Origin of the sequence: Streptomyces sannanensis (genome assembly GCF_039536205.1) — a bacterium.
In the GTDB taxonomy this organism is placed as follows: domain Bacteria; phylum Actinomycetota; class Actinomycetes; order Streptomycetales; family Streptomycetaceae; genus Streptomyces; species Streptomyces sannanensis.
In genome coordinates this window covers 1398436-1423718 of sequence record NZ_BAAAYL010000001.1, presented here as the reverse complement: position 1 = coordinate 1423718, position 25283 = coordinate 1398436, and the positions used below count along the sequence as shown (strand labels likewise).

Below are 25283 nucleotides of genomic sequence, written 5' to 3'. Positions count from 1 at the left end.
GGGCGTCCGCGGGGCGGCCGGGCCGCGATCCGGAAGGTGTGCTGCTCGCCACAGCGGACCTGCGCCGGTGACCGTATCCGCCGTTCGGCCGCGGACCGGCGCATCCCCGGGCAGGCCGCGGCTCCAGGGGGGAGCGCGCCGGGACACCGTCGGCCCCGGGAGGGTGACCCGGGGGCGGGGTCCGTCGCACACCGGGCCCCGGACCTCGTATGGTCTTTTCCGTGTTGGAGGAGATGCGGATACGGTCACTCGGGGTCATCGACGACGCCGTCGTCGAGCTGTCGCCCGGCTTCACCGCGGTGACCGGCGAGACCGGCGCGGGCAAGACCATGGTCGTCACCAGCCTGGGGCTGCTGCTCGGCGGGCGAGCCGACCCCGCGCTGGTGCGTTTCGGCGCCGCGTCCGCGGTCGTCGAGGGACGGATCAGCGTGTCCGCGGACGCTGCCGCCGCGGTACGGGCCGAGGAGGCCGGCGCCGAGCTCGACGACGGCGCGCTGCTCGTCAGCCGCACCATCTCGGCCGAGGGGCGCTCCCGGGCGCATCTGGGCGGGCGCTCGGTGCCCGTCGGGCTGCTCGCCGAGCTGGCCGACGACCTGGTCGCCGTACACGGCCAGACCGACCAGCAGGGGCTGCTGAAGCCCGCCCGGCAGCGGCAGGCGCTGGACCGCTACGCGGGCGACGCCGTCGCCGTGCCGTACACGAAGTACGCAGCCGCGTACCGGAGGCTCCGGGACGCGTCCGCCGAGCTGGACGAGCTGACCACCCGGGCGCGTGAGCGGGCCCAGGAGGCCGACCTGCTGCGCTTCGGGCTCGACGAGATCGCCGGCGTCGAACCGCGGGCCGGCGAGGACACCGAGCTCACCGCCGAGGCCGAGCGGCTGGGCCACGCGGAGGCGCTGGCCTCCGCGGCCTCCCTCGCGCGCGGCGCGCTGGCCGGCAACCCCGAGGACCCGGAGGGCGTCGACGCCGGGATGCTCGTCGCGGGCGCGCACCGGGCGCTGGAGGCCGTACGCTCCCACGACCCGGCGCTGGCCGCACTGGCCGACCGGCTCGGCGAGCTCACCATCCTGCTCTCCGACGTGTCCGGGGAACTCGCCTCCTACGCCGACGGCCTCGACGCCGACCCGCGGCGGCTGGCCGCCGTGGAGGAACGCCGGTCCGCGCTCACCCAGCTGACCCGCAAGTACGGCGACGACATCACGGCCGTGCTGGCCTGGGCCGAGCAGAGCGCGGCGCGGCTGACCGAACTCGACGGCGACGACGACCGGATCGGTGAGCTGACGCAGGAGCGCGACGCCCTGCGGGCCGAAATCTCCGGCCTTGCCCAGGCGCTGACCGATGCCCGTACCGAGGCGGCGACCCGCTTCGCCGACGCGGTCACCGCCGAACTGGCCTCGCTGGCCATGCCGCACGCGCGCGTGTCCATCGACATCCGCCAGACCGAGGACCCGGACGGCATCGAGGTCGGCGGCCGCCCCGTCGCATACGGCCCCATGGGCGCCGACGAGGTCGAGCTGCTGCTCGCCCCGCATCCCGGTGCCCCGCCGCGGCCCATCGCCAAGGGCGCGTCCGGCGGTGAGCTGTCCCGGGTGATGCTCGCCGTCGAGGTCGTCTTCGCGGGTTCCGACCCTGTGCCGACGTACCTCTTCGACGAGGTCGACGCGGGTGTCGGCGGCAAGGCGGCCGTCGAGGTCGGCCGTCGTCTGGCACGGCTCGCCAAGTCCGCGCAGGTGGTCGTCGTGACCCACCTTCCGCAGGTCGCAGCCTTCGCCGACCGCCAGCTGCTCGTCGAGAAGACGAACGACGGCTCGGTTACGCGGTCCGGTGTGAAGGTGCTCGAGGGCGAGGACCGGGTGCGGGAGCTCTCACGTATGCTCGCGGGCCAGGAGGATTCCGAAACGGCCCGTGCCCATGCGGAGGAGCTGCTCGCCGCGGCCCGCACCGACGGTTAGCCGAGGTTCACCACGCGTGGGTGTTCACCCGTGTGGGTGGTCCCCTGTGTGGCGTCCGCGTACGGGACTTGGGGGGAATCGGCCGAGGCCGTCGGAGCGTCCTTGCGTACTGGCATCCTTGGCAGCATCACACCGCCGACTCGGTAGCTCCGGGAGCCTGTTCAGTGTCACAGCTGCGTACGGTCCAAGTGCTGGGCGGCGGCAGCGCGGGGAGTAGCGCGCATGTCAGGTCGCTGGTCTCGGGGCTCGTGGCGAGAGGCGTGAACGTGACCGTGTGTGCCCCCGCCGAGCTGGATCGCGCCTATGACTACACCGGTGCCGGGGCGCGCTTCGCCGTCGTACCGCGGCGCAGCGATCCGGCGGCGGTCGGTGCGTTGCGGGCCGTCTGCGTCGGCGCGGACGTGGTGCACGCGCACGGGCTGCACGCAGGCGTACGGACCGCATTGGCGCTGAGCGGGACCGGTGTGCCGCTGGTCGTCACCTGGCACACCCTCCACCAGGCTCTCGGCTCTTCCCTCAGGCTCTCGGCTTCTCCACCAGGCTCTCGGCTTCTCCCCCAGGCTCTCGGCTTTGCTCGAGCAGGGGGGACCTCCGCGAGCAGGGGGGACCTCCACGAGCAGGGGGGACCTCCACGAGCAGGGGACACTCCCGGCTTCGCGGAGGGCGCCCGCGGGCAGCTGACGCGGCTGCTGGAGCGGCGCGTCGCCCGGGCGGCCGCCGTCGTACTCGGCACATCCTCCGACCTGGTGGACCGGGCCCGTCGCCGTGGCGCGCGCGACGCGCGGCTGGCGTCGGCCGCCGTTCCCGCGCCGCTTGCGCCGGCGGGAGGCCAGGAGGGCAAGGCACGCGCCGAACTGGGCGCGGTCGAACGGCCGTTGCTGATGACAGTGGGCAGCCTGGTGCCGCACCGCGGGTACGGGACGCTGCTGGACGCGGCCCGGCTGTGGCGCGAACTCGAACCGGAGCCGCTGGTCGTCATCGCGGGGGAGGGGCCCGAGCGGGGGGCGCTGCGGCGCCGGATCGAGGCGGAGGCGCTGCCGGTCCGGCTGCTCGGTCGCTGCGACGACGTCACGGAACTGCTCGCCGTCGCCGACATCGCGGTGCTGTCGAGCCGCTGGGAGGCCCGCTCGCTGCTCGCGCAGGAGGCGCTGCGGCTGGGCGTACCGCTGGTGGCGACGGCGGTCGGCGGTGTGCCGGAGCTGGTGGGTGACGCGGCCGAGCTCGTCCCGTACGGCGACGCGGAGGCGCTGGCGGAGGCCGTCACCCGCCTGCTCGCCTCCCCGGAGCGCTGTCGTGAACTCGCGGAGGCGGGGCGCGCCCAGGCTGCGACCTGGCCGACGGAGGACGACATGGTCGCGCAAGTGCTTAGCATCTATGACGAGTTGACTGCGCGTCCGGGTCGGCGCTGACGCACTCCGCACGACGGGCCGGAGCGTCCGTGCGTCAGGGCGTGTGGCGGCGGGCTCGCAGGGCCAGGCTGAGGGCCAGGACCGTCTGGGGGTCGTCCAGGTCCGTGCCCAGCAGTTCGGAGATGCGGGCCAGGCGGTTGTAGAGCGTCTGGCGGTTGAGGTGCAGCTCGCGTGCCGTCTCCGCCTTGCGGCCCGCGTGGGCCAGATACGTCTCCAGTGTGGGGAGCAGCGGCGGCCGGGACGTGCGGTCGTGGTTCCGCAGCGGACCGATCGCGCGCTCCACGAACGCCGCCAGGTCCGGATGGTCCCGCAGTCGCCACAGCAGCAGGTCGATGTCGAGCCGCCGCGCGTCGTACCAGGGCCGGTCGGGCAGCCCCTGTGCCGCCGTCGCCGTCTCCGAGGCGTGCCGGAGGCCCGCGGAAGCGGCTGCCCAGCCGCCCGCGACGCCGACCACTATGACGGGCGGATGCGTACCCGCCCGTTCCAGCCCGGCGCGTTCCACGCCCGCGCGCAGCGCTGCCGCGACCCGGTCGGCCACCGCCGTGCGTTCGGATTCGGAGCGCAGCCCCAGCAGCAGCGGCACCCGGCCCTCGACCGGGCGCACGCCCAGCAGCACCGGCACGCCCACCGAGGACAACTCCTCCAGTACGGCCCTGGCCAGGACCGCCCAGCTGCCCGACGGGGCCAGCTCGGAGGCCAGCCGCATCACGACCGGCAGCAGTGGCCCGTCGCCCGGCTTGAAGCCCAGCACCTTGGCCTGGGCGGGCGCGTCCTCGGCGGAGATACGGCCCTCCGCGAGGTCGGTGAGGAAGTCGCCGCGGCCCCGGGCGGCCAGCTCCTCCTCCTGCCGGGCCTGCATCAGGACGACCGCGAGGATGCCGGCCGCGCGCTCCGCCGCCATGCGGTGCACCTGCAGCAGCGGGGCGGAGACGGGGAGGAGGACGAGACGGGCCCGCACCGAGCCCGTGCCGGGGCCGCCGCCCGGGACGTCCACCAGGACGGTGCCGGCGGGCGGGCCCGCCTGCCGTGCCTCCCGCTGGCCGCGCAGGCCCTCCCACACCTGGAGCGGATCGGCGTACTCGTCGCCGCTGCCGGGGCCCGCCGCGTACAGCAGCTGTCCGTCCGGGGTCTCGAGGAAGACGGGATTGCCGGCGAAGTCGGCGAGGATGCGCAGCACCTGCGACACCCCGCCGCCGCCCAGCAGCGCCTCGGTGCAGCGTCGGTGCACGTCCTCGGCGCGGCGCAGCAGCGCGTAGTGGCCGTTGACGATCTCGGTGTGGATCTCCTCGGTGACGGCCACGAACGGCACCTCGCGGTGCAGCTGCACCAGCGGCAGCCCGGCGGTCCGTGCCGCCTCCACGATCGTCGCGGGCAGCCTGCCGAAGCGCGGGCCCAGCTCGACCACCAGGGCGGCGATGCCGCGGTCGGCGAGCCTGCGGACGAAGGCGCGCTGTTCGGCGGGCCTGGTGCCGAGCCCGAGTCCCGTGGTCAGCAGCAGTTCGCCGCCCTTGAGCAGGGAAGCGATGTTGGGCACCTCGCCGGCGTGCACCCAGCGGACCGTACGGTGCAGCCGGTCCGCGCCGGCGACGACTTCCGGGAGTCCGCTGCGGAGGCCCGGCAGCTCCAGCGCCCGCTGCACGGTGATCCCGCCTTGAGTTTCCATCCGTTGACGCTACCTGTGCGCAGGTTTTCGGGAAATCACCGGGCGGCCACAAGCAAGATCAACGGCCCGTTCGGCATGACAACTGATCGCTCCAGCAAGGCGATTGTGCGACCGCGTGCCGGCTGTGGCGTGCATCACCCGGGCCCCGAAGGCTGCCTGGTGGCGCGACCGGCGACGTTTGCCCGTCAAGGAGCGGCGTCCGGTGCGTGCGATCGCAAGGCGGCCGAAGGGCCTCGTAGCAGCGCTCCATGACCGAGTACGACTGGGCCAAGGGCCTGCCGGTCAAGTCCATTCAGGACCCCGCCGGTCTGGCACTGACCACCAGGACCGAGTACGACGCGCAGGGACGGGTCACCAAGGAGATCCCGCCGGGTTCCACCGGCACCGACGCGGCGGCCCGGGTCACCACGTACTGGTCCGCGACCGGCACCGGCACCTGCCAGGGCCGCCCCGAGTGGGCGGACGCGGTGTGCACCACCGGCCCCGCCGGGGCGATCACCGGTGGCGGCTCCAACCCGGCCACCCTGCCCACCACCACCAACGAGTACGACTGGTGGGGCCACCAGGCCAAGGTCATCGAGACTTCCGGCACCACCACTCGCACCACGACGCTGACCTTCGACGGCGCTGGGCGCCAGACGAAGTCCTCGGTCACCGGTGGCCTCGGACAGGCAGTCCCGGAGACGACCACTGAGTACGACCCGGCCAGCGGCGAGGTGGCCAAGACCACCTCGGCGACCGGTGGCACGATCACCAAGGCGTACGACAAGCTCGGCCGCCAGATCTCGTACACCGACGCCGACGGCGGTGTCACGACCACCGAGTACGACCTGCTCGACCGGCCGGTCAAGGTCACCGACAACGCCCCGTCGACCGTCACGTACACGTATGACCACGCTGCCGAGCCGCGCGGTCTGGCCACGAAGACCACCGACTCCGTCGCCGGTACCTTCCAGGCCACGTACGACGCCGACGGCTCGGTCAGCTCCGAGCAGCTGCCCGGCGGCTACACCCTCAGGCAGCGCGAGGACACGTCAGGCGCTGCCGTCGAGCGCACCTACACCCGCGACAGCGACGGCGCGCTGGTGTACTCGGACTCCATCACGCAGTCCATTCACTCGCAGAACACCAGCCACAGCGGCTGGTCCAACCAGCAGTACCGGTACGACGCGACGGGCCGTCTGCGCACGGTCGAAGACACCGCCGACACCATCTGCTCCAGCCGCACCTACGGCTTCGATGCCCGTACCAACCGCACGTCACTGACCACGGCGACCGGAACCTCGGGCGCGGACTGCCCCACAACGGGAGGCACCACTACCACTCACACCTACGACAGTGCCGACCGCCTGGTCGACGCCGGATACGTCTACGACGCGTTCGGCCGGACCACGACGGCGCCGGGCAACGGCACGATCGGCTACTACACCAACGACCTGGTCCACCAGCAGACCGCGGGCACCGAGCGGCAGACCTGGCAGCTGGATGCCGCCCTACGCTTCCGCTCCTTCAAGACCGAGACCGGCAGCGGATCCACCTGGACCCAGACCGCGTCCAAGGTCAACCACTACGACGGTGACGGCGACAACCCGCGCTGGATCGTGGAGGACACCGCCAGCGGAGCCCTGACCCGCAACGTGGATTCGGCATCGGGCGACCTCGGCGCCACCACCAGCAAGACCGGCGACGTCGTTCTCCAGTTCACCACCCTCCACAGCGATGTGGCTCTCCAGCTGCCGCTGGACCTCTCCAAGGCACCCGTCGCCCTGGAGTCGGACGAGTACGGCAAGCCCCGGACGGGACAGCCCGAGGCACGCTACGGCTGGCTCGGTGGCAAGCAGCGGTCCGCGGAGACCCTGACGGGCCTCACCCTGATGGGCGTACGCCTTTACAACCCCACCTCGGGTCGTTTCCTCTCGACCGACCCCGCATACGGTGGCAATGCCAACGCGTACGACTACTGCTACGGGCAGCCCCTGAACTGCTACGACCTCGACGGCCGATGGGCATGGCTCGCGGTCAGCGCGGTGGCATGGGCCTGCTCCAAGTGGTGTCCGGGCAAGACCACACGTCGTGTTGCCGGCGTCGTGTCGATGGTCTCCGGCGGCGGGTTCCTGCGCAGCATGGCGATCCGCGGCGGAGCGAAGCTCCTCGCGAAGCGTTCGGTCAAGAACAGCATCCAGACCAAGCGCGGCTACCGGGTCGACATCCGCGGCAAGAAGCCCCACTACAACAAGTGGGGCGCCCGTCCCAAGGGCAAGGGACTAGGAGCGGCGTGGCGGCGTCTGCGTTACCGCAACAAGAACATGGGCTTCCCCCACGTGCAGTACTACCGGGGCGGCAAGAGATACGGAAAGTGGGCATACCGGCCTGGTCTCCGACACATCTACCGCGCCTGGCGCTCCCTCTGAGCGCCGTCCAGCAGTGATCTGATATGACCCTTGGGGGTGTGGGGCAGACCTGTCCGTCCCACACCCCCAAGGGCTTTTATACGAAAGGTTGCGCCATGTGGCATGGCTGTACCCCCCTTCTGGACGACGAGCCAGGCCCGTCGGGGAGAGAGGTCTCGGGCTGGCTGATCGAAGGCATCGGAGAGTTGGACATCGAGTCCGAGGGCTATCGGATGTCCGTGCTGGCCACGGAGGGAACCCTGCGGGTGACGTTGGCGTTCTCCGGCGCGTACTCAGAGTCTGAAACAGAGCCCTACCGCCCGCTGGGACCCGTGGTGCTGTCGATGGAGGGAGTGGTGTCCATTGACCTCAACACCCCCGGAGCCCCCGATGACCCGCTGTGGAAGCGGGCGATTCGGGGAGACTCCCGGGATGACATGCTGCGGATGACCTGGGACGAGAGAGGCGACGTCCTCCACGTGCGGGACGGTGGAACGACCCTCTCCTGCCACGGCGGAACCTGGCGTTGGCTGGTGGACGGGCGAGTCGCCAGCTGAGGCGTCCCCTGCACGCGAAGGCGCTGTCGGTGACTGACCGGCGCCGCCTTCCCCTCATGTCGCCTCGCCTCACCAGATCGGCGCACTGCCCCTGGCCCGGGTCGAGTGACGGCCGGTGCCGGGACGCGGAGGATCACAGAATCCGAGCTCGGCGACCGCCCGCTGCATCGCGTGCAGGGTGTTCAGCCGGCTGCCTTCCAGCAGTCCGTCGCGGCGGACCTGGTCGAACAGTGCGGTGTCCAGATCCTCAAGATGCGGGCTGCGGTTGAGTAGGAACAGTTGGCAGGCCAGCATCGGCAGCAGGGTGTCCTCGTCCCGGCCGAGCTGGTAGGCCCAGGTGCTCAGGACCGAGCGAAGTCGTGCGACCTCGCCGTTGACGCGGTCGCGTCCAAAGATCCGCCAGGCCAGGGTGAGCCGCTGGAAGCTGCCGAGCCGGTGGAACTCGTTGAAGCCACCGAGCAGGTAGGCGTGCGCCGCGAGATAGGGGCGGACCTCGTCGCCTGCCCAGGCGGGCGCGTGCCGGCGGAACTCGGCCTGAGTGCGGCCGAGCAGGTGAAACCATTCCTCCTCGCTCCAGCCCCAGAAGGTCCTGCCGGTCTCCGCGCACCGTGTCAGCAGCACCGCGACCACGTTGAGCATGGCCCTTCGGCGATGCGGGGTGGGCGGGGAGTCCAGCGCGGCGTTGACCGCCTCCAGCGGAACCAGCAGCCGCGCGATCACGCGCCAGCCCGGCGCGGACGGGTCGTGGTACTGCAGTCGCCGCAGATTGCGCACGCCCAGGTCGGCCACGGCCCTGGCCTCGGCAGGTCGCACCGCCACCGCGGCGTTGTCGAGGGGCGGGGAGATCGGCCAAGCCCAGCGTCCGGCCCCGTCCTCGGCGGCGACGGCCGGCAGTGGTGCGGTCACCATGACACCTCCGCCGTCCTGCCGTCCGCGGAGGTGAGCATCTGTATTCGCCAGGCGTGGATGTGCTCCATGCCGCGGGCCAGCTTGTCGGCCAGGTCCCGGCCGGACAGGTGGATGTACTGGAGCGTGGAATCGGTGTTGCGGTGGCCGGCGAAGGCCGCGATCGCGTGCAACTCCCAGCCCATCCGAGCCAGATCGGTCAGAAGCCGTTGTCCTTTCGATCAGGCGGTCGCTATTGATCGAACGGCGTCCTGGATTGGGTGAGTTGGCGGCCGTACGGGCATGAAGAGAGGGCCTCCTGGTAGCTCGCGGTTGTCGAAGCCAGAGCGAGCAGGAGGCCCTGTGTCGCAGTTGTACGTGGTCACGGCCGCGGAGTCCAGTTCGGCCACCCCGGGGTGTGACTGTCTCGCCCACAGGTTCGGGAATGCGGCTGATCATCCGGGCCGGGAGCCCCGCTACCGCTCGGACATGAGCGATGCGGAGTGGGCGGTGGTCCGGCAGGCGTTCCCGACGCCGGCGTGGATGGAGAGCCGGGGCGGACGGCCCGAGGGGTACTGCCACCGCCAGATGCTCGACGCGGTCCGCTACCTCGTCGACAACGGCATCAAGTGGCGGTCCATGCCTGCGGACTTCCCGCCCTGGGACCGCGTCTATGCGTTCTGTGCGCCGTGCGGCGCTTCGTTGTATTCCCGACTCACTCGGGAGGAACTTGGAGGAATGTTTCTGGGTCGCCTGATTTACCTGGAGGCGAAAGCCGAAGGGGACAATAGCATGTCAGGAAAGCGGTGGCCGTCTGGAGGTATCCAGGGCGGAGCTCCGCAAGACCCGCGCGATATGGCCAAGGCTGGATTGCTTGAAGCCCAATCTCCAGCGGCAAAAATAGAAACTCACCGGAACGATACCTGAAACCGGTGCCCTTTCCTTGCCGGGCTCTGAAGAACGGGTTCGGACGGCAACCTCCAAGGAGAGGGGCGTCGCCCAGTGAGGGCGGTCAAGGAGATGAGTGGGCGGCCTACGTCGTGCTCGATACGTACAACGAAGACGTACCACGGGATCGCCTACGGGGCGCGAGCCCTACGGCGACGGAGTGCCCATAGTAGTCGCCGGAGTTACGACCGGCCGTGAAGTCCGGGAAAGCCGGAATGAGGGCGAAGGGGCACAGGTGAACTCGACGTCCGGTAAGGGGAGGTATGCGCAATGCAGAGCGCCGAAACGGTGCTGGATGTCATCCGGGAACGCGGCAGGCGAAGCCTGCCGTTGGAAAGGATCTACCGGCAACTGTTCAATCCGCAGCTCTTTCTGATGGCCTACGGGCGGATCTACCGGAATTCCGGTGCGATGACGCCTGGGGTCACCGGGGAGACCGTGGACGGCATGTCACGGGCGAAGGTTGACACGATTATCGGCACACTGCGGTCGGAGTCGTATCGATGGGTGCCCGTCAAGCGGGTCTATATCGACAAGAAAGGCGGTGCGAAGACGAGGCGCCCGCTTGGCCTGCCGACGTGGTCGGACAAACTGGTCGCCGAGGTCGTACGTCTGTTATTGGAGGCGTACTACGACGTCCAATTCTCTGACCGCTCTCACGGGTTCCGCCCCAAGAGGGGCTGTCACACCGCGTTGCAGGACGTGGTGAAGTACTGGACCGGAACGCGCTGGTTCATCGAGGGAGATATCTCCGACTGCTTCGGCAGCCTGGACCACGAGGTCATGCTCACGATCCTCGGGGAGAAGATCCACGATGGCCGGTTCCTGCGGCTGATCCGGGCCATGCTCAGGGCCGGATACTTGGAAGACTGGCGGTGGAACGCCACGCTGAGTGGGGCTCCCCAAGGCGGTGTGGCATCGCCCGTCCTCTCCAACATCTATCTCGACAGGCTCGATCAGTTCATTGAGCAGAAGCTGCTGCCGGAATACAACCGCGGCAGAAAACGGCGGCATCATCCCGAGTACCATCGGCTCGACAGCCGGCGTCCACGCGGTGGCCGGGACCTGTAGAACCGCGTGGTGGATGGCATCGGTGATGGTCATGCCGACCGAATACGACAGCCACCGCCCGCGCTGGGCGAGCCAGGCGACGAACTCGTGCGTGCCGCCGCCGGAATCCGCGCGGATCAGCGTGCGCCGCCCGCGCCGGTACTGTTTCGGCAGCTGAGCCAGGGCAAGCTTCGCGGCCTCGATGTGGTCGGCGGCGGTGTTGCTGCCCGCGTTTCCGGGCCGCAGCAGCCCCACCACCGGCTCGCCGGACCCGCCCGGACCATGGTCGACGAACCCCATCAGCGGGTGATGCCCGAAGGTCTTCTTCCAGGTCGCAGCGGCGTCCTGCTTGTCGGAGTGCGCGATGACCAGCACCCCGTCCAGGTCCACGATCACCTGGCCGCCCGCGTCCGGCGCGGCGTCACCGGCCAACCGCCATACGCGCTGGCGCACTTCGGCTCGCGCGGTTCGGATCGCGGCCAGGGCCCGTTTCCCGCCCGCGGCAAGGGTGCCGATCAGGCGGGAGACGGTGGGATCGGAGGCCACGGGCCCGAACACACTCGGCTCGGCCCGCAGCATGCCCACATCAGCCAGGCAGTCCCCGCCCAGCGCCACCGCGAGCGCCACGTCCAGCAGAATCTTGCCCGGATCGTGCACGGCCCGCACCTTGCGCCACGGCGCGAGCGCCGCCGATATCGCCGTGTCCAGGCCGGTCTTGCGGACCGTCTCCACCAACAGGACGGCGCCGGCCTGGGAGACCACCCCACGACCGCCACCCTCGACACGGACACGCGGGTAGGACCCGATATGCTTTTTCACCTGAGAAGTGCTTCTTTCCCCGCAGCCAACAGGACTCTCGACAAGCCCTATCGTTGCAGGTCAGGAGCACTTCTCGCGTTTTTGATCAAGCCTCGGACAGTCCACCTCGTGAAAGCGCGAGGCTAGCTAGTGCTGTGACCGGAAAGGTTCACCGGCTTGCGGCGTCCGGCACGGCACGTCTCCCCCGTAGCCCTTCGGGCACGGGAGGTACCCCCACCGTTGTCGCATCGCGCGAGTACGGCCAAGTACGAGCTGCGATCCTCCGCCTTGCGATGCACCGCACCGGACGCCGCGAGCTTCCCGGCAAACCTTTCCAGTCACAGCATTAGCCGCCGTACGCGCCGGAGGCGGTCAGCCGCAGTGCCGTGTCGATCAGGGGCACGTGGCTGAACGCCTGCGGGAAGTTGCCGACCTGGCGCTGCAGCCGGGGATCCCATTCCTCGGCGAGCAGGCCCAGGTCGTTGCGGAGCGACAGCAGCCTCTCGAAGAGGTGGCGGGCTTCGTCCACGCGGCCGATCATCGCCAGGTCGTCCGCGAGCCAGAAGGAGCAGGCGAGGAAGGCTCCCTCGTCGCCCTCCAGGCCGTCGACGCCCGCCTCCTCGCCCGCGGTCGGATAACGGAGCACGAAGCCGTCGGGGGTGGACAGCTCGCGCTGGATCGCCTCGATGGTGCCGATGACCCGCTTGTCGTCCGGCGGCAGGAAGCCGACCTGCGGGATCAGCAGCAGCGAGGCGTCCAGCTCCTGCGAGCCGTAGGACTGCGTGAAGGTGTTGCGGTCCTTGTCGTAGCCCTTCTCGCAGACATCGCGGTGGATGTCGTCGCGCAGCCGGCGCCAGCGCTCCAGCGGTCCGTCCGCCTCGCCGGACTCGATCAGGCGGATGGTGCGGTCCACGGCGACCCAGGCCATCACCTTGGAGTGCACGAAGTGGCGGCGGGGGCCGCGGACCTCCCAGATGCCCTCGTCCGGCTGGTGCCAGTGGTCCTCGAGGTAGGCGATCAGCCTCAGCTGGAGCAGCGAGGCGTAGTCGCTGCGCGCCAGGCCCGTCATATGGGCCAGGTACAGGGCCTCGGTGACCTCGCCGTAGACGTCGAGCTGCAACTGGTGGGCCGCGCCGTTGCCGACCCGGACCGGGGCGGAGTTCTCATAGCCGGGCAGCCAGTCGAGTTCGGCCTCGCCGAGCTCACGCTCGCCCGCGATGCCGTACATGATCTGGAGGTTCTCCGGATCGCCGGCGACCGCGCGCAGCAGCCATTCGCGCCAGGCGCGGGCCTCTTCGCGGTAACCGGTGCGCAGCAGCGACGTCAGTGTGATGGCGGCGTCGCGCAGCCAGGTGTAGCGGTAGTCCCAGTTGCGCACGCCGCCGATCTCCTCGGGCAGGGAGGTGGTCGGCGCGGCGACGATGCCACCGGTCGGGGCGTAGGTGAGGGCCTTGAGCGTGATCAGCGAGCGGACCACGGCCTCCCGGTAGGGGCCGTGGTACGTGCAGTGCTCGACCCAGTCGCGCCAGAACTCCTCGGTGGCCTCCAGCGACGCCTCGGGCTCGGGGACCGCCGGCGGCTCCTGGTGCGAGGGCTGCCAGCTGACGGCGAAGGTGACCCGGTCGCCCGGAGCGACGACGAAGTCGGAGTAGGTGGTGAGGTCCTCGCCGTGGGTCTCGGTCTCGGTGTCCAGCCAGACCGAGTCGGGCCCTGCCACGCCGACCGTGCGGTTGTCCCGTTTGTGCACCCAGGGCACCACGCGCCCGTAGCTGAACCGCATCCGCAGCGCGGAGTGCATCGGCACCCGGCCGCTGACGCCCTCGACGATCCGGATCAGCTGCGGGGCGCCGTCACGCGGCGGCATGAAGTCGATCACCCGGACCGTGCCGCGCGGGGTGTCCCACTCCGATTCCAGGATCAGGGAGTCGCCGCGGTAACGGCGCCGGTCGGCGCGCGGGGGCTCGGCGCGTACGGCATGTGCCGGGCCGAGCCGCCAGAAGCCGTGCTCCTCGGTGCCGAGCAGCCCGGCGAAAATGGCGTGGGAGTCGAAACGGGGCAGGCACAGCCAGTCGACCGAGCCGTCCCGGCAGACCAGGGCGGCGGTCTGCATGTCTCCGATGAGTGCGTAGTCCTCGATGCGCCCGGCCACGTGCAATCTCCAGTCGAACGGCCACGTACGCCCGTCGGGGGCGCTGTGCGGTCAGGGGATTCTTTGACGAGCTCTTGCCGGCTCGCAGCGTGTGTCCGATGCAGGATACGACGCACCCCGGCGATCCGGGTGATGCTCCTGGGCAACATGGTGACGCCGAACGGGTGAGCGGCAGGTGAACGCTGTCCGAAGCGTGGCCGGAAGCGGTCCCCCGTCGTCGCTGATACCCTGGTAGCCCGTGGACCGGTGGGCACTGAACCCCGGAACGCAGCGACGGCACCCCCGGAGATCCAGGATCTCCGGACCGGACGCCGGTACGCACGACCACCTCGCGACCACGGGAGCCCCCTCTTGGCCATGCCGCCCAAATCCACGACGACCAAGCACATCTTCGTCACCGGGGGTGTCGCGTCCTCCCTCGGTAAGGGCCTGACGGCCTCCAGCCTGGGTGCGCTGCTCAAGGCGCGGGGCCTGCGGGTCACCATGCAGAAGCTCGACCCGTACCTGAACGTCGACCCGGGCACGATGAACCCGTTCCAGCACGGTGAGGTGTTCGTCACCAACGACGGCGCCGAGACCGACCTGGACATCGGCCACTACGAGCGCTTCCTCGACGTGGACCTCGACGGCTCGGCGAACGTCACCACCGGCCAGGTGTACTCCACGGTGATCGCCAAGGAGCGGCGCGGCGAGTACCTGGGCGACACCGTCCAGGTCATCCCGCACATCACCAACGAGATCAAGCACCGCATCCGGCGCATGGCCACCGACGACGTCGATGTCGTCATCACCGAGGTCGGCGGCACGGTCGGTGACATCGAGTCGCTGCCGTTCCTGGAGACCGTCCGCCAGGTCCGCCACGAGGTCGGCCGCGACAACGTCTTCGTCGTGCACATCTCGCTGCTGCCGTACATCGGCCCGTCCGGCGAGTTGAAGACCAAGCCGACCCAGCACTCGGTGGCCGCGCTGCGCAACATCGGTATCCAGCCCGACGCGATCGTGCTGCGCGCCGACCGCGAGGTGCCGACCTCCATCAAGCGCAAGATCTCGCTGATGTGCGACGTCGACGAGGCCGCGGTGGTCGCCGCCATCGACGCCAAGTCGATCTACGACATCCCGAAGGTGCTGCACACCGAGGGCCTGGACGCGTACGTCGTGCGCAAGCTGGACCTGCCGTTCCGTGATGTCGACTGGTCGACCTGGGACGATCTGCTGGACCGCGTCCACAACCCCGACCACGAGGTCACCGTCGCGCTGGTCGGCAAGTACATCGACCTGCCCGACGCCTATCTGTCGGTGACCGAGGCGCTGCGCGCCGGCGGATTCGCCAACAAGGCCCGCGTCAAGGTCAAGTGGGTCACCTCCGACGACTGCAAGACCCAGTCCGGCGCCGCCAAGCAGCTCGGCGACGTCGACGCGATCTGCATCCCGGGCGGCTTCGGCGACCGCGGCGTCAGCGGCAAGGTCGGCGCGATCCAGTACGCCCGCGAGAACAAGATCCCGCTGCTGGGCCTCTGCCTCGGCCTGCAGTGCATCGTGATCGAGGCCGCCCGCAACCTGGCCGAGATCTCCGGGGCCAACTCCACCGAGTTCGAGCCGGGGACCACCCACCCGGTGGTGTCCACGATGGAGGAGCAGCTGGCCTACGTCGAGGGCGCCGGCGACCTGGGCGGCACCATGCGCCTCGGCCTCTACCCGGCGAAGCTCGCCGAGGGCTCCATCGTCCGCGAGGTCTACGGCGACCAGCCCTACGTCGAGGAGCGCCACCGCCACCGCTACGAGGTGAACAACGCCTACCGCGCGGAGCTCGAGAAGAAGGCCGGCATCGTCTTCTCCGGCACCTCCCCCGACAACAAGCTCGTGGAGTTCGTCGAGTACCCGCGCGACGTGCACCCCTACCTGGTCGCCACCCAGGCGCACCCCGAGCTGAAGTCCCGCCCGACCCGCCCGCACCCGCTTTTCGCCGGCCTGGTGAAGGCGGCCGTCGAGCGCAGGACGAGCAACTGACGACGGACGATACGGTTGGCCGGGGTGCGGCGCCTTCGGGGGCCGCGCCCCGGTTTCCGTATTTCAGGAAGGACGCTTTGATGGCCATCAAGGACACGCCCGAGGAGTGGCAGGTCACCTCGACCGCGACACCCTTCCAGGGCAAGAAGACCAGCGTCCGCACCGACGACGTGGTGATGCCCGACGGCAGCGTGGTCCGCCGTGACTACCAGGTCCACCCCGGCTCGGTGGCAGTCCTCGCCCTCGACGACGCGAACCGCGTCGTGGTCCTGCGCCAGTACCGCCACCCCGTGCGCCACAAGCTCTGGGAGATCCCGGCCGGCCTGCTCGACGTACCCGGCGAGAACCCGCTGACCGCCGCGCAGCGCGAGCTGTACGAGGAGGCGCACATCAAGGCCTCGGACTGGCGCGTGCTGACCGACGTCTACACCACGCCCGGCGGCTGCGACGAGGCCGTACGGATCTTCCTCGCCCGCGATCTGTCGGAGGCCGAGGGCGAGCGCTTCGAGGTTTCCGAGGAGGAGGCCGACATGGAGCTGGCCCGGGTGCCGCTGGAGGAGCTGGTGCGCGGCGTGCTCGCCGGCGAGCTGCACAACAACTGCCTGGTCGTGGGCGTCCTTTCACTGACCGCCGCGCTCGCCGGCGAGGGCGTCGACGCACTGCGCCCGGCCGAGGCGCCGTGGCCGGCCCGCCCCTTCGACGCCTAGCCCTACCGGTCGGACCATCGCCTGATCCGATTGGGGGATTTGTCCGCCGCGCGTTGCCGGAGTCGTCGCTCTGTGTGAACTACGCTCGGATCGCGCCCGTACGGAGCCCCGGCGGGCTCGGCTCGTACGCCCCGACGGCGGCAGCGGAAGGGAGCGTGGCCCGTGACGGGTCAGGCGGTGGACACCAGCGGCCCGACCGGTCTGCCCACGAGGAAGGCAGTTCCTCCGGCCCCTCCCGTCACCGTGGAATCCGGTTCGGCCCCCATGACCCGCTGCGGCGCGGCGCCGGTTCTTCCGGCAGTGGAGAAGATCACCCTGCCGGGCCGGAACGCCGGTTTGGGGCATGGCTCCGGTCGTGAGGGAGCGGTCCCTTCCGGCGGCACGGCCCAGGGTGGTGCGGGACTTCACGGGGTGACGGAATTCTTCGGACGGCAGCGGGAGTTGAAGGCGCTGCGCGCCGACATCGACCGGGCCGGGCTCGACACCATCGCCGGGCGGAAGGTGCCCCGCGCACGGGTGCTGCTGGTCGCGGGGCGGCCCGGCTCCGGACGCACCACGCTCGCCGCGGAGCTGATCCGGGGGCTTGCCGCCGACTACCCGGACGGGGTGTTGCGGGCCCGGCTGACCGAACCCGGCGGCACCCCCGTGCCCACCGAGCGCACGGCCCGCGAGCTGCTGGACGTCCTCGGTGTCCCGGCGCCGCCGGGAGCCGCCGAGGAAGAGCTGTCCGCGCTGGTCCGCGAGGCCCTCGCGGGACGCCGCGTGGTGCTGCTCCTCGACGACGCGGCCGACGCCGGGCAGGTCGACCCGCTGCTGACGGCCCACCCGGACTGCCTGGTCGTGGCGACCGCGCTGGGCCCGCTCACCGGCATCCCGGACGTGCGGCCCTGTGTGCTGGGGGGCCTCGACACCCCGTCCGCCGTGGATTTGCTCCACCGCTACACCGGCGAAGTACGGATCACCTGCGATCCGCGCTCCGCGGAGGCGCTCGTCGAGGAGTGCGGGGGCCAGCCCGCCGCGCTGGTGCTGGTGGGCGGCTGGCTCGCGGCCCACCCCAAGGCGGCGGTCGCCGACGCGGTCAAGAGGCTGCGCAATGTGCCGCACGACGGAGGCCTGCCTTCCGCCCGCCCGCTGGCCCGTGCCTTCCAGTTGGCGTACGAAGGGCTTCCGCAGCCCATCGCCCGGACACTGCGACTGCTCTCCCTCGCCCCGGCCGGGCTCGTCGACGCCCATACGGCGTCTGCCCTGGCCGGCTGCTCGGTGTCGTCGGCCCGGTCCGCGCTCGACGACCTCGTGGCCCTCGGTCTGCTGCGGCCCCATGCCGTGCCGCACGGACAGTACGAGGTGCCCGGCTGCCTGATGACGCTGCTCGGCGAACTGACTGAAAAGTACGACAAGCCGGCCGAGGTGCAGCTGGCGCGGGCACGGATGCTGGAGCGGAGTGTGCGGCTTCTCCAGTCCTGCCGGGCGATCACCGACCCCGACGGCTCCCCGGCCCGCAAAAAGCTGTCCGCGCTGCCCCGGGCGCTGCGCTTCCCCACCGCGGCCGCCGCCGACGAATGGCTGCGGGTCCGGCAGCCGGCGCTGCTGGCATCGGCGCGTGCCGCGGTGGAGGGCGGCGACCTCGACACCCTCGCGCGGCGGCTGGTGGCCGCGCTGGTGCGGGCCCTGGCAGCGCACCGGGGCACCGAGGCAGCGGCGCCCGAGCTGTACGGGCTGCACCAGCTGGTCCTGGATGTCGCGGAGCGGCGCGGGCTGCACCGGGAGCGGGCCGCGGCGCTGCTGAATCTGGCCGATCTGGACGCGCGGACCGGCCGTACCCGGGACGCGCTGATGAGGTACCGCGCCGCGCTGGACGCCGGCCGGGCGGCGAACGACCCGTACGCGACCGGCCGCGCAATGGAATCCGTAGGCGCCACCTACCAGGAACTGGGGGACTGGCAGCGGGCCACCGACTGGTACGGGCGGGCCCTGGCCCAGCGGCTGGCGCGCGAGGAACGGGCGGACGAGGCACGTCTGTACGGGCGGCTGGGCGCCGTGCTCACGTATGCCGGCCGCTACGGCGACGCGCTGCGGAACTGGCGGGCGGCGGTGGCCGGGTACCGCAGACTCGGCGATCTCGCGGGACATGCGCGGGCGTTGAGCGAGGCCGCCCGGGTCCAGGAATACGCGGGACGGCCCCATGAGTCGCTGCGCACCTGCCGGGAGTCGGTGGAGTGGGCGCGGCAGGCAGGCGACGAGCGTCTGCAGGCCGCGCTGGAGCTCAGACTGGCCGACACGCTGGAGCGCCTGGGCGACCCGGTGGCGGCCCGATTGCACCGGAGCGCAGCCGAAAGGCTACTCAGAGATGAGATCACCGCCTACGAAATCCGCAGCGGTTCCCCTGAGAAATAATGCTTTGTAAGGCTAGACAGGGAGAAATCCTTCATTAGACTGGCTGTGTCGCATGTTGTTGCGGTGTTTTCCCGGTATGCGGCCTGCGTCCGGGTATGTATGGATTGCCCCGAGTTATCCCTGAGTCAAGGACCGTGATCGACGTGAAGGTCGGTATCCCCAGCGAGGTCAAGAACAACGAGTTCCGGGTGGCAATCACCCCTGCCGGCGTGCATGAGCTCGTCCGCAACGGCCACCAGGTCTTCGTAGAGCAGAACGCCGGTGTCGGCTCCTCGATCACGGACGACGAGTACGTCGCCGCCGGTGCGCAGATGCTGCCCACCGCCGATGAGGTCTGGGCCACCGCCGACCTGGTGCTCAAGGTCAAGGAGCCCATCGCGGAGGAGTACCACCGCCTCCGCAAGGACCAGACCCTCTTCACCTACCTGCACCTCGCCGCGTCGCGCGAGTGCACGGACGCCCTGCTGGAGTCCGGCACCACCGCCATTGCGTACGAGACCGTCGAGACCGCCAGCCGCGCGCTGCCGCTGCTGGCTCCGATGTCCGAGGTCGCCGGCCGTCTGGCCCCGCAGGTCGGTGCCTACCACCTGATGCGTTCGGCCGGTGGCCGTGGCGTGCTGCCGGGCGGTGTCACGGGCACCCACGCCGGCAAGGCCGTCGTCATCGGTGGCGGTGTCTCCGGCTGGAACGCCACCCAGATCGCCGTCGGCATGGGCTTCCACGTGACCCTGCTCGACAAGGACATCAACAAGCTGCGTGAGGCCGACAAGGTCTTCGGCACCAAGGTGCAGACGATCGTCTCCAACGCCTTCGAGCTGGAGAAGGCCGTCGTCGAGGCCGACCTCGTCATCGGTGCCGTCCTCATCCCGGGTGCCAAGGCCCCGAAGCTGGTCACCAATGAGCTCGTCGCCAAGATGAAGCCCGGAAGTGTCCTTGTCGACATTGCGATCGACCAGGGCGGCTGCTTCGAGGACTCCCGTCCGACCACCCACGCCGAGCCGACCTTCAAGGTCCACAACTCGGTCTTCTACTGCGTCGCCAACATGCCGGGTGCGGTGCCCAACACCTCCACCTATGCGCTGACCAACGCCACGCTGCCCTACATCGTGTCGCTGGCCAACAACGGCTGGGTCGAGGCGCTGCGCCGTGACGCCGCGCTGGCCAAGGGTCTCAACGTCCACGACGGCCAGGTCGTCTACCGCGAGGTCGCCGAGGCGCTCGGCCTGGACCACGTCGAGCTGGACAGCCTCCTCGGCTGATTCACCGGCTGACGCGTCAATGAACGTCGTCAATATCACGCCGACGGCCGGACCTTGTCGAGCAAGGTCCGGCCGTCGGTGTTTCCGACTCGCAACGAACGCACCCCTTGTGCCGTTTCGCACAGCGGTGAAACGTGCGGGCCGTTCTCTGCTGTACCGCTGTGCACCCTTGACAGCGGGGTGTCCGGTTGCCGACACATCGGGCCGGGTCCGGCGGATTGTGTTGCTGCGGACCGGTGACACGCCATAGAGTCGCAAACCGTCGGCATGGTGCCACGCTGACCTATCGATAAGTTTCCTGGTCACTTCCAAGGAGGTAAGACGACTTGTGAATGAGTCGACATTTACTCCCGGGGGTGGTCAACCAGGCATCCCCCCCCTACGCCCTGCGGGCGTGGGGGAGGTACCCCCAGCGCGGGGCCAGAGCCCGTCGGGGTCCCAGGCTGTCGGCTCCGTCGCGGTCCACACCTTCGCAAACCAACAGCACATGACGACAGCCCAGAAGATGATGGACGGCCAACACGTGAACGCCATGGCCGGCGACCGGAGCGGCCGAGAGCCCACCGGCTTCGCCGACTACGCCGAAGTCCCCGAGGGGCACTTCTACGACCCCGACGCCGAGTACGAGCCCGATCCGGAGTACGCGGCCACCCTCGCCCCCGACGCCGCCCGGCAGCGCCGCGAGCGGATCGGCCCCACCGGACGGCCCCTGCCGTACTTCCCGATCCCGGGCCCGCTGACCGACCACGGTCCCGCGAAGATCATTGCGATGTGCAACCAGAAGGGCGGCGTCGGCAAGACGACGTCCACCATCAATCTGGGTGCCGCCCTCGCGGAGTACGGACGCCGGGTGCTGCTCGTCGACTTCGACCCGCAGGGCGCTCTGTCGGTCGGCCTCGGTGTCAACCCGATGGAGCTGGACCTCACGGTCTACAACCTGCTCATGGAGCGGGGCATGTCCGCGGACGAGGTACTGCTCAAGACGGCTGTGCCCAACATGGACTTGCTGCCGAGCAACATCGACCTCTCCGCCGCGGAAGTGCAGTTGGTCAGCGAGGTCGCCCGGGAGTCCACGCTCCAGCGTGCCCTCAAGCCGCTGCTGAACGACTACGACTACATCGTGATCGACTGTCAGCCCTCGCTCGGTCTGCTGACCGTCAACGCGCTGACCGCGGCGCACAAGGTGATCGTGCCGCTCGAATGCGAGTTCTTCGCGCTGCGTGGTGTGGCGCTGCTCACCGAGACCATCGAGAAGGTCCAGGAGCGGCTCAACCCCGATCTGGAGCTCGACGGCATCCTCGCCACCATGTACGACTCGCGCACGGTGCACTCCCGTGAGGTGCTCGCGCGGGTGGTCGAGGCATTCGACGATCACGTCTACCACACGGTGATCGGCCGGACCGTGCGCTTCCCGGAGACGACGGTCGCCGGTGAGCCCATCACCACGTACGCCTCCAACTCCGTCGGTGCCGCCGCCTACCGCCAGCTCGCCAGGGAGGTGCTCGCCCGGTGTCACGCCGAGTGAGTCTGCCCGGAGCCGACGAACTGTTCCGTACGACCGGGGGCATGGCGCTGCAGGCGTCCACGCCCCGACGGCAGGCCGGCCAGGCCAACGGCGAGCCGCGCGTGCCCGCCCCGGCGAGCGAGAGCGAGCCGGTGACCGAGGGAGAGCACACCACTGCCGGGGCGGACTCCGCACAGCCGCACAGCCGCGTGGTGGAGCCGGAGCCCGAGGCGGCGGTCCCGGCCGCCCCCGCCAAGGCACGACGCGCGCCCGCGCCCGCCTCCGAGGGCGAGCCGCGGCGGCGCACCCGTGCGGCCGGGCGCCGGCCCAGCGGCCGGGAGCGGCACGACGAGAAGATCACGGTCTACGTCTCCGCCGAGGAGCTCATGGACCTGGAGCACGCGCGCCTGGTGCTGCGCGGCGAGCACGGCCTCGCCGTCGACCGCGGCCGGATCGTCCGTGAGGCGGTGGCCGTGGTCCTTGCGGATCTCGAGTCCCGCGGCGAGGCGAGCATCCTCGTACGACGGCTCCGCGGCCGCTAGGCCCTGTCCGGCCGATCAGGACCTGGGCGGGGCGGTTCCTCAGGTGTTCGCGCGGCCGCGCTAGCCTGCCGCTGCGGCCTCTCCGGCCGCCCGCCCCGCCCCATGCACCCTGGACCGCAATGCCGACGCCGCCCGCCGATCGCGCCCGCCGCCGCCCGCTGGGCCGCGGCCCGGGCGCGTCCTCCTCCCCGGCCGCGCCCCCGGATCCCGGCCCCGCGGCGGACGGGGGCCGGCCCGGCGCCGCCGAGGTGCCACCGGCCGGGCACAAGCCGGGCGGCACCGGGGATCAGCTCCCTCCCGCACCCGCACCCGCGCCCGCGCCCGCGCCCGCGGGTGCACCCGCACCCGCCCCCGCACCGGAGTCCGGGCCCGCCCCAGTAGCTGAGCCCGCGCGCGCGTGTGCACCCGCCCCCGCACCCGAGCCCGCGTCCGCCCCGGCACCCGAGCCCGCGGGTGCACCCGCCCCCGAGCCCGCACCCGCACCCGAGCCCGCACCCGAGCCCGCGGGTGCACCCGCACCCGCCCCCGCACCCGCACCGGAGTCCGGGCCCGCGCCCGCCCCGGCAGCTGAGCCCACCTCCGGCGACGGGCGTTTCACCGTGCGGCTGGCGAACTTCGAGGGGCCCTTCGATCTGCTCCTCCAGCTCATCTCCAAGCACAAGCTGGACGTCACGGAGGTCGCCCTCTCCAAGGTCACCGACGAGTTCATGGCGTACATCCGCGCCATGGGCCCGGACTGGGACCTCGACCAGACCACCGAGTTCCTGGTCGTGGCCGCGACCCTGCTCGATCTGAAGGCCGCGCGGCTGCTGCCGAAGGCCGAGGTGGAGGACGAGGCCGACCTCGCCCTCCTCGAGGCCCGTGACCTGCTCTTCGCCCGACTGCTGCAGTACCGCGCGTACAAGCGGATCGCCGAGCTCTTCGCGGGCCGCCTGGACGCGGAGGCCCTTCGGCACCCCCGTACGGTCGGCCTGGAGCCGCACCACGCGGAGCTGCTGCCCGAGGTGGTCATCAGCATCGGCCCCGAGGGCTTCGAGCGGCTCGCGGTGAAGGCGATGCAGCCCAAGCCCAAGCCGCAGGTGTACGTCGACCACATCCACGCCCCACTCGTCTCCGTACGGGAGCAGGCGGAGGTCGTCGTCGCGCGGCTGCGCTCCGCCGGGGAGGCGAGCTTCCAGGAGCTCACCGCGGACGCGCCGGACACGCTGACCGTCGTGGCCCGGTTCCTCGCCCTGCTGGAGCTGTACCGGGAAAAGGCCGTCGTACTGGACCAGGAGCAGGCCCTGGGGGAGCTGACGGTCCGCTGGACCGGTGGCGACACCGGGCCGGCGGTCACGGACGAGTTCGATCAAGTGGTGGAGGCCCAGGAATGAGTGACAACCTCAAACCGGCCCTGGAGGCGGTCCTCATGGTCGTCGACGAGCCGGTCACCGAGGAGCACCTCGCGAAGGTGCTGGAGCGCCCCCGCCGCGAGGTCGCCGACGCGCTGCGCGAGCTGTCGGACGAGTACACCGTCCAGGGCCGGGGATTCGACCTCCGGCTGATCGCGGGCGGCTGGCGGTTCTACACCCGCCCCGAGTACGCCGAGGCGGTCGAGAGCTTCGTCCTGGACGGTCAGCAGGCCCGCCTCACCCAGGCCGCACTGGAGACCCTCGCCGTGGTCGCCTACCGCCAGCCGGTGAGCCGTTCCCGGGTATCGGCGGTCCGTGGAGTGAACTGCGACGGCGTGATGCGGACCCTGCTCCAGCGGGGGCTGGTCGAGGAGGCGGGCACGGAACCCGAAACAGGTGCGATCCTGTACAGGACGACGAACTACTTCCTGGAGCGGATGGGCCTGCGCGGCCTGGACGAGCTCCCCGAGCTCGCGCCCTTCCTCCCCGAGGCGGACGCGATCGAGGCAGAATCGCAGGAGGGCGTGCCGTCGTTCGATCCGGACGCTCCGGATCCAGACGCAGACGACACGACGACGACGGAACTTTGATGCGAAGCAGCGGCAGTAACAGTAGCGGGCGCGGTAACTACCGGGGTGCCGGCAACCAGCGTGACGACAAGCAGAAGCGCGCGGGCCGCCCCCGTCCCGAGGAACGCCGCTACGACGTCGGCGGCGGCCAGGGTTCCGGCGACGGCGGGACCGGCGGGAAGACCGGCAGCCGGGGCGCGGCGGCCCGCGGCGGCGCGAAGGGCGGTCCGAAGGCCCCACAGAAGCCCCAGCGGGGCCGCGGCCAGGGCGGTGCTCCGGCGCGTCCGCGCGAGTACGACGCCAGGGTCGAGGAGCGCAACCGGGAGCGGTACGCGAACAAGCCGCAGATCAAGACGCCCAAGACCTTCCCCGGCGCCGAGCAGGAGGGCGAGCGTCTGCAGAAGGTGCTCGCCCGGGCCGGCATGGGCTCTCGCCGTGCCTGCGAGGAGCTGATCGAGCAGGCCCGCGTCGAGGTGAACGGCAAGATCGTCGTCGAGCAGGGCATGCGCGTGGACCCGGAGAAGGACGAGATCAAGGTCGACGGCCTGACCGTGGCGACCCAGTCGTACCTCTTCTTCGCGCTGAACAAGCCCGCCGGAGTCGTCTCCACCATGGAGGACCCGGACGGCCGCCAGTGCCTGGGCGACTACGTCACCAACCGTGAGACCCGTCTCTTCCACGTCGGCCGGCTCGACACCGAGACCGAGGGCGTCATCCTGCTCACCAACCACGGTGAGCTGGCGCACCGTCTCACTCACCCCAAGTACGGCGTGAAGAAGACCTACCTCGCCGCGATCCAGGGCCCGCTCCCGCGCGAGCTGGGCAAGCGGCTCAAGGACGGCATCGCGCTGGAGGACGGTTACGCCCGTGCCGACCACTTCCGGGTCGTCGAGAACACCGGCAAGAACTACCTGGTCGAGGTGACCCTCCACGAGGGCCGCAAGCACATCGTCCGCCGCATGCTGGCGGAGGCCGGCTTCCCGGTCGACAAGCTCGTACGGACCGCCTTCGGTCCGATCGCGCTCGGCGACCAGAAGTCCGGCTGGCTGCGCCGCCTCACCAACACCGAGGTGGGCATGCTGATGCGCGAGGTCGGCCTGTAGTACCGG

At 70.7% G+C, this 25283-nt stretch carries 17 protein-coding genes and 3 pseudogenes; 15 read left to right on the top strand and 5 right to left on the bottom strand.

The window, feature by feature from the left end; all coding sequences use genetic code 11:
* The first annotated feature begins 209 nt into the window (after nt 1-209).
* Nucleotides 210-1952 (top strand): DNA repair protein RecN, encoded by a 1743-nt coding sequence (gene recN / locus ABD858_RS06525; RefSeq protein WP_345035172.1) that lies wholly within the window; start codon nt 210-212, stop codon nt 1950-1952.
* Nucleotides 1953-2116: 164 nt separating this feature from the next.
* On the top strand, nt 2117-3361 hold the full coding sequence (locus tag ABD858_RS06520) for a glycosyltransferase family 4 protein (RefSeq protein ID WP_345035170.1): 1245 nt from the start codon (nt 2117-2119) through the stop codon (nt 3359-3361).
* Between the two features lie 34 nt (nt 3362-3395).
* Here the strand turns inward: ABD858_RS06520 and ABD858_RS06515 are convergent, their stop codons facing one another.
* Complete coding sequence (locus ABD858_RS06515) at nt 3396-5024, bottom strand: PucR family transcriptional regulator (protein ID WP_345035168.1); 1629 nt, start codon at nt 5022-5024, stop codon at nt 3396-3398.
* 245 nt (nt 5025-5269) lie between these two features.
* On the opposite strand from ABD858_RS06515, the pseudogene ABD858_RS06510 reads away from it, so the two are divergent.
* Nucleotides 5270-7435: pseudogene (locus tag ABD858_RS06510) on the top strand (RHS repeat-associated core domain-containing protein); the annotation flags it as partial.
* A gap of 95 nt (nt 7436-7530) precedes the next feature.
* Complete coding sequence (locus ABD858_RS06505) at nt 7531-7971, top strand: hypothetical protein (RefSeq protein WP_345035167.1); 441 nt, start codon at nt 7531-7533, stop codon at nt 7969-7971.
* 69 nt (nt 7972-8040) lie between these two features.
* Here ABD858_RS06505 and ABD858_RS06500 read toward each other — a convergent pair whose 3' ends face one another.
* Together ABD858_RS06500 and ABD858_RS06495 are read right to left on the bottom strand one after the other, a co-directional pair.
* Nucleotides 8041-8880 carry a hypothetical protein gene (locus ABD858_RS06500; RefSeq protein ID WP_345035165.1) on the bottom strand — a complete coding sequence of 280 codons (840 nt, stop codon included), beginning with the start codon at nt 8878-8880 and terminating at the stop codon, nt 8041-8043.
* Nucleotides 8874-9062: a hypothetical protein gene (locus ABD858_RS06495; protein ID WP_345035164.1), complete on the bottom strand. Its 189-nt coding sequence runs from the start codon at nt 9060-9062 to the stop codon at nt 8874-8876. Before ABD858_RS06495 ends, ABD858_RS06500 begins: the two co-directional genes overlap by 7 nt.
* A gap of 283 nt (nt 9063-9345) precedes the next feature.
* Here ABD858_RS06495 and ABD858_RS06490 point away from each other — a divergent pair, with 283 nt between their 5' ends.
* Both ABD858_RS06490 and ABD858_RS06485 read left to right on the top strand, forming a co-directional pair.
* The gene (locus tag ABD858_RS06490; RefSeq protein WP_345035163.1) at nt 9346-9783 is read left to right on the top strand and encodes a transposase; all 438 of its coding nucleotides are present in this window, start codon (nt 9346-9348) and stop codon (nt 9781-9783) included.
* A gap of 291 nt (nt 9784-10074) precedes the next feature.
* Nucleotides 10075-10866, top strand: a pseudogene (locus ABD858_RS06485) (reverse transcriptase/maturase family protein); the annotation flags it as partial.
* Here ABD858_RS06485 and ABD858_RS06480 read toward each other — a convergent pair.
* Both ABD858_RS06480 and ABD858_RS06475 read right to left on the bottom strand, forming a co-directional pair.
* Nucleotides 10837-11673: pseudogene (locus tag ABD858_RS06480) on the bottom strand (IS1380 family transposase); the annotation flags it as partial. The pseudogenes ABD858_RS06485 and ABD858_RS06480 sit on opposite strands and share 30 nt — an antisense overlap.
* 325 nt (nt 11674-11998) lie before the next feature.
* Nucleotides 11999-13801, bottom strand: coding sequence for a glycoside hydrolase family 15 protein (locus tag ABD858_RS06475; RefSeq protein WP_425586163.1), 1803 nt, complete (start codon nt 13799-13801; stop codon nt 11999-12001).
* Nucleotides 13802-14158: 357 nt separating this feature from the next.
* On the opposite strand from ABD858_RS06475, the gene pyrG reads away from it, so the two are divergent.
* From pyrG to ABD858_RS06430, 9 genes are all read left to right on the top strand, one after another.
* Entirely contained in the window at nt 14159-15808 is a 1650-nt protein-coding gene (pyrG, locus tag ABD858_RS06470) for a CTP synthase (RefSeq protein WP_345035162.1), read from the top strand.
* A gap of 80 nt (nt 15809-15888) precedes the next feature.
* A complete protein-coding gene (locus ABD858_RS06465; protein WP_345035160.1) occupies nt 15889-16515 on the top strand; it encodes an NUDIX domain-containing protein in 627 nt (208 codons plus the stop codon).
* A gap of 162 nt (nt 16516-16677) precedes the next feature.
* A complete protein-coding gene (locus ABD858_RS06460) occupies nt 16678-18909 on the top strand; it encodes a tetratricopeptide repeat protein (RefSeq protein WP_425586162.1) in 2232 nt (743 codons plus the stop codon).
* 143 nt (nt 18910-19052) lie between these two features.
* Nucleotides 19053-20168: an alanine dehydrogenase gene (gene ald, locus ABD858_RS06455; RefSeq protein ID WP_345044308.1), complete on the top strand. Its 1116-nt coding sequence runs from the start codon at nt 19053-19055 to the stop codon at nt 20166-20168.
* Nucleotides 20169-20562: 394 nt separating this feature from the next.
* Entirely contained in the window at nt 20563-21693 is a 1131-nt protein-coding gene (locus ABD858_RS06450; protein WP_425586161.1) for a ParA family protein, read from the top strand.
* Nucleotides 21678-22214, top strand: a complete 537-nt coding sequence (locus ABD858_RS06445) for a hypothetical protein (RefSeq protein ID WP_345035158.1) — start codon at nt 21678-21680, stop codon at nt 22212-22214. The genes ABD858_RS06450 and ABD858_RS06445 overlap by 16 nt, the downstream gene beginning before the upstream one ends.
* Nucleotides 22215-22333: 119 nt before the next feature.
* Nucleotides 22334-23587, top strand: a complete 1254-nt coding sequence (locus ABD858_RS06440) for a segregation and condensation protein A (protein ID WP_345035157.1) — start codon at nt 22334-22336, stop codon at nt 23585-23587.
* Nucleotides 23584-24195, top strand: coding sequence for an SMC-Scp complex subunit ScpB (gene scpB / locus ABD858_RS06435; protein ID WP_345035156.1), 612 nt, complete (start codon nt 23584-23586; stop codon nt 24193-24195). Before ABD858_RS06440 ends, scpB begins: the two co-directional genes overlap by 4 nt.
* A complete protein-coding gene (locus ABD858_RS06430) occupies nt 24195-25277 on the top strand; it encodes a pseudouridine synthase (RefSeq protein ID WP_345035154.1) in 1083 nt (360 codons plus the stop codon). Before scpB ends, ABD858_RS06430 begins: the two co-directional genes overlap by 1 nt.
* Nucleotides 25278-25283 lie beyond the last annotated feature (6 nt).

Coding starts and splice junctions, on each gene's coding strand:
- ABD858_RS06515 (WP_345035168.1), bottom strand. CDS start 5,024: ATGGAAACTCAAGGCGGGATCACCGTGCAGCGGGCGCTGGAGCTGCCG.
- ABD858_RS06505 (WP_345035167.1), top strand. CDS start 7,531: ATGTGGCATGGCTGTACCCCCCTTCTGGACGACGAGCCAGGCCCGTCG.
- pyrG (WP_345035162.1), top strand. CDS start 14,159: ATGCCGCCCAAATCCACGACGACCAAGCACATCTTCGTCACCGGGGGT.
- ABD858_RS06440 (WP_345035157.1), top strand. CDS start 22,334: ATGCCGACGCCGCCCGCCGATCGCGCCCGCCGCCGCCCGCTGGGCCGC.
- ABD858_RS06500 (WP_345035165.1), bottom strand. CDS start 8,880: ATGGTGACCGCACCACTGCCGGCCGTCGCCGCCGAGGACGGGGCCGGA.
- ABD858_RS06495 (WP_345035164.1), bottom strand. CDS start 9,062: ATGGGCTGGGAGTTGCACGCGATCGCGGCCTTCGCCGGCCACCGCAAC.
- scpB (WP_345035156.1), top strand. CDS start 23,584: ATGAGTGACAACCTCAAACCGGCCCTGGAGGCGGTCCTCATGGTCGTC.
- ABD858_RS06465 (WP_345035160.1), top strand. CDS start 15,889: ATGGCCATCAAGGACACGCCCGAGGAGTGGCAGGTCACCTCGACCGCG.
- recN (WP_345035172.1), top strand. CDS start 210: ATGGTCTTTTCCGTGTTGGAGGAGATGCGGATACGGTCACTCGGGGTC.
- ABD858_RS06490 (WP_345035163.1), top strand. CDS start 9,346: ATGAGCGATGCGGAGTGGGCGGTGGTCCGGCAGGCGTTCCCGACGCCG.
- ABD858_RS06430 (WP_345035154.1), top strand. CDS start 24,195: ATGCGAAGCAGCGGCAGTAACAGTAGCGGGCGCGGTAACTACCGGGGT.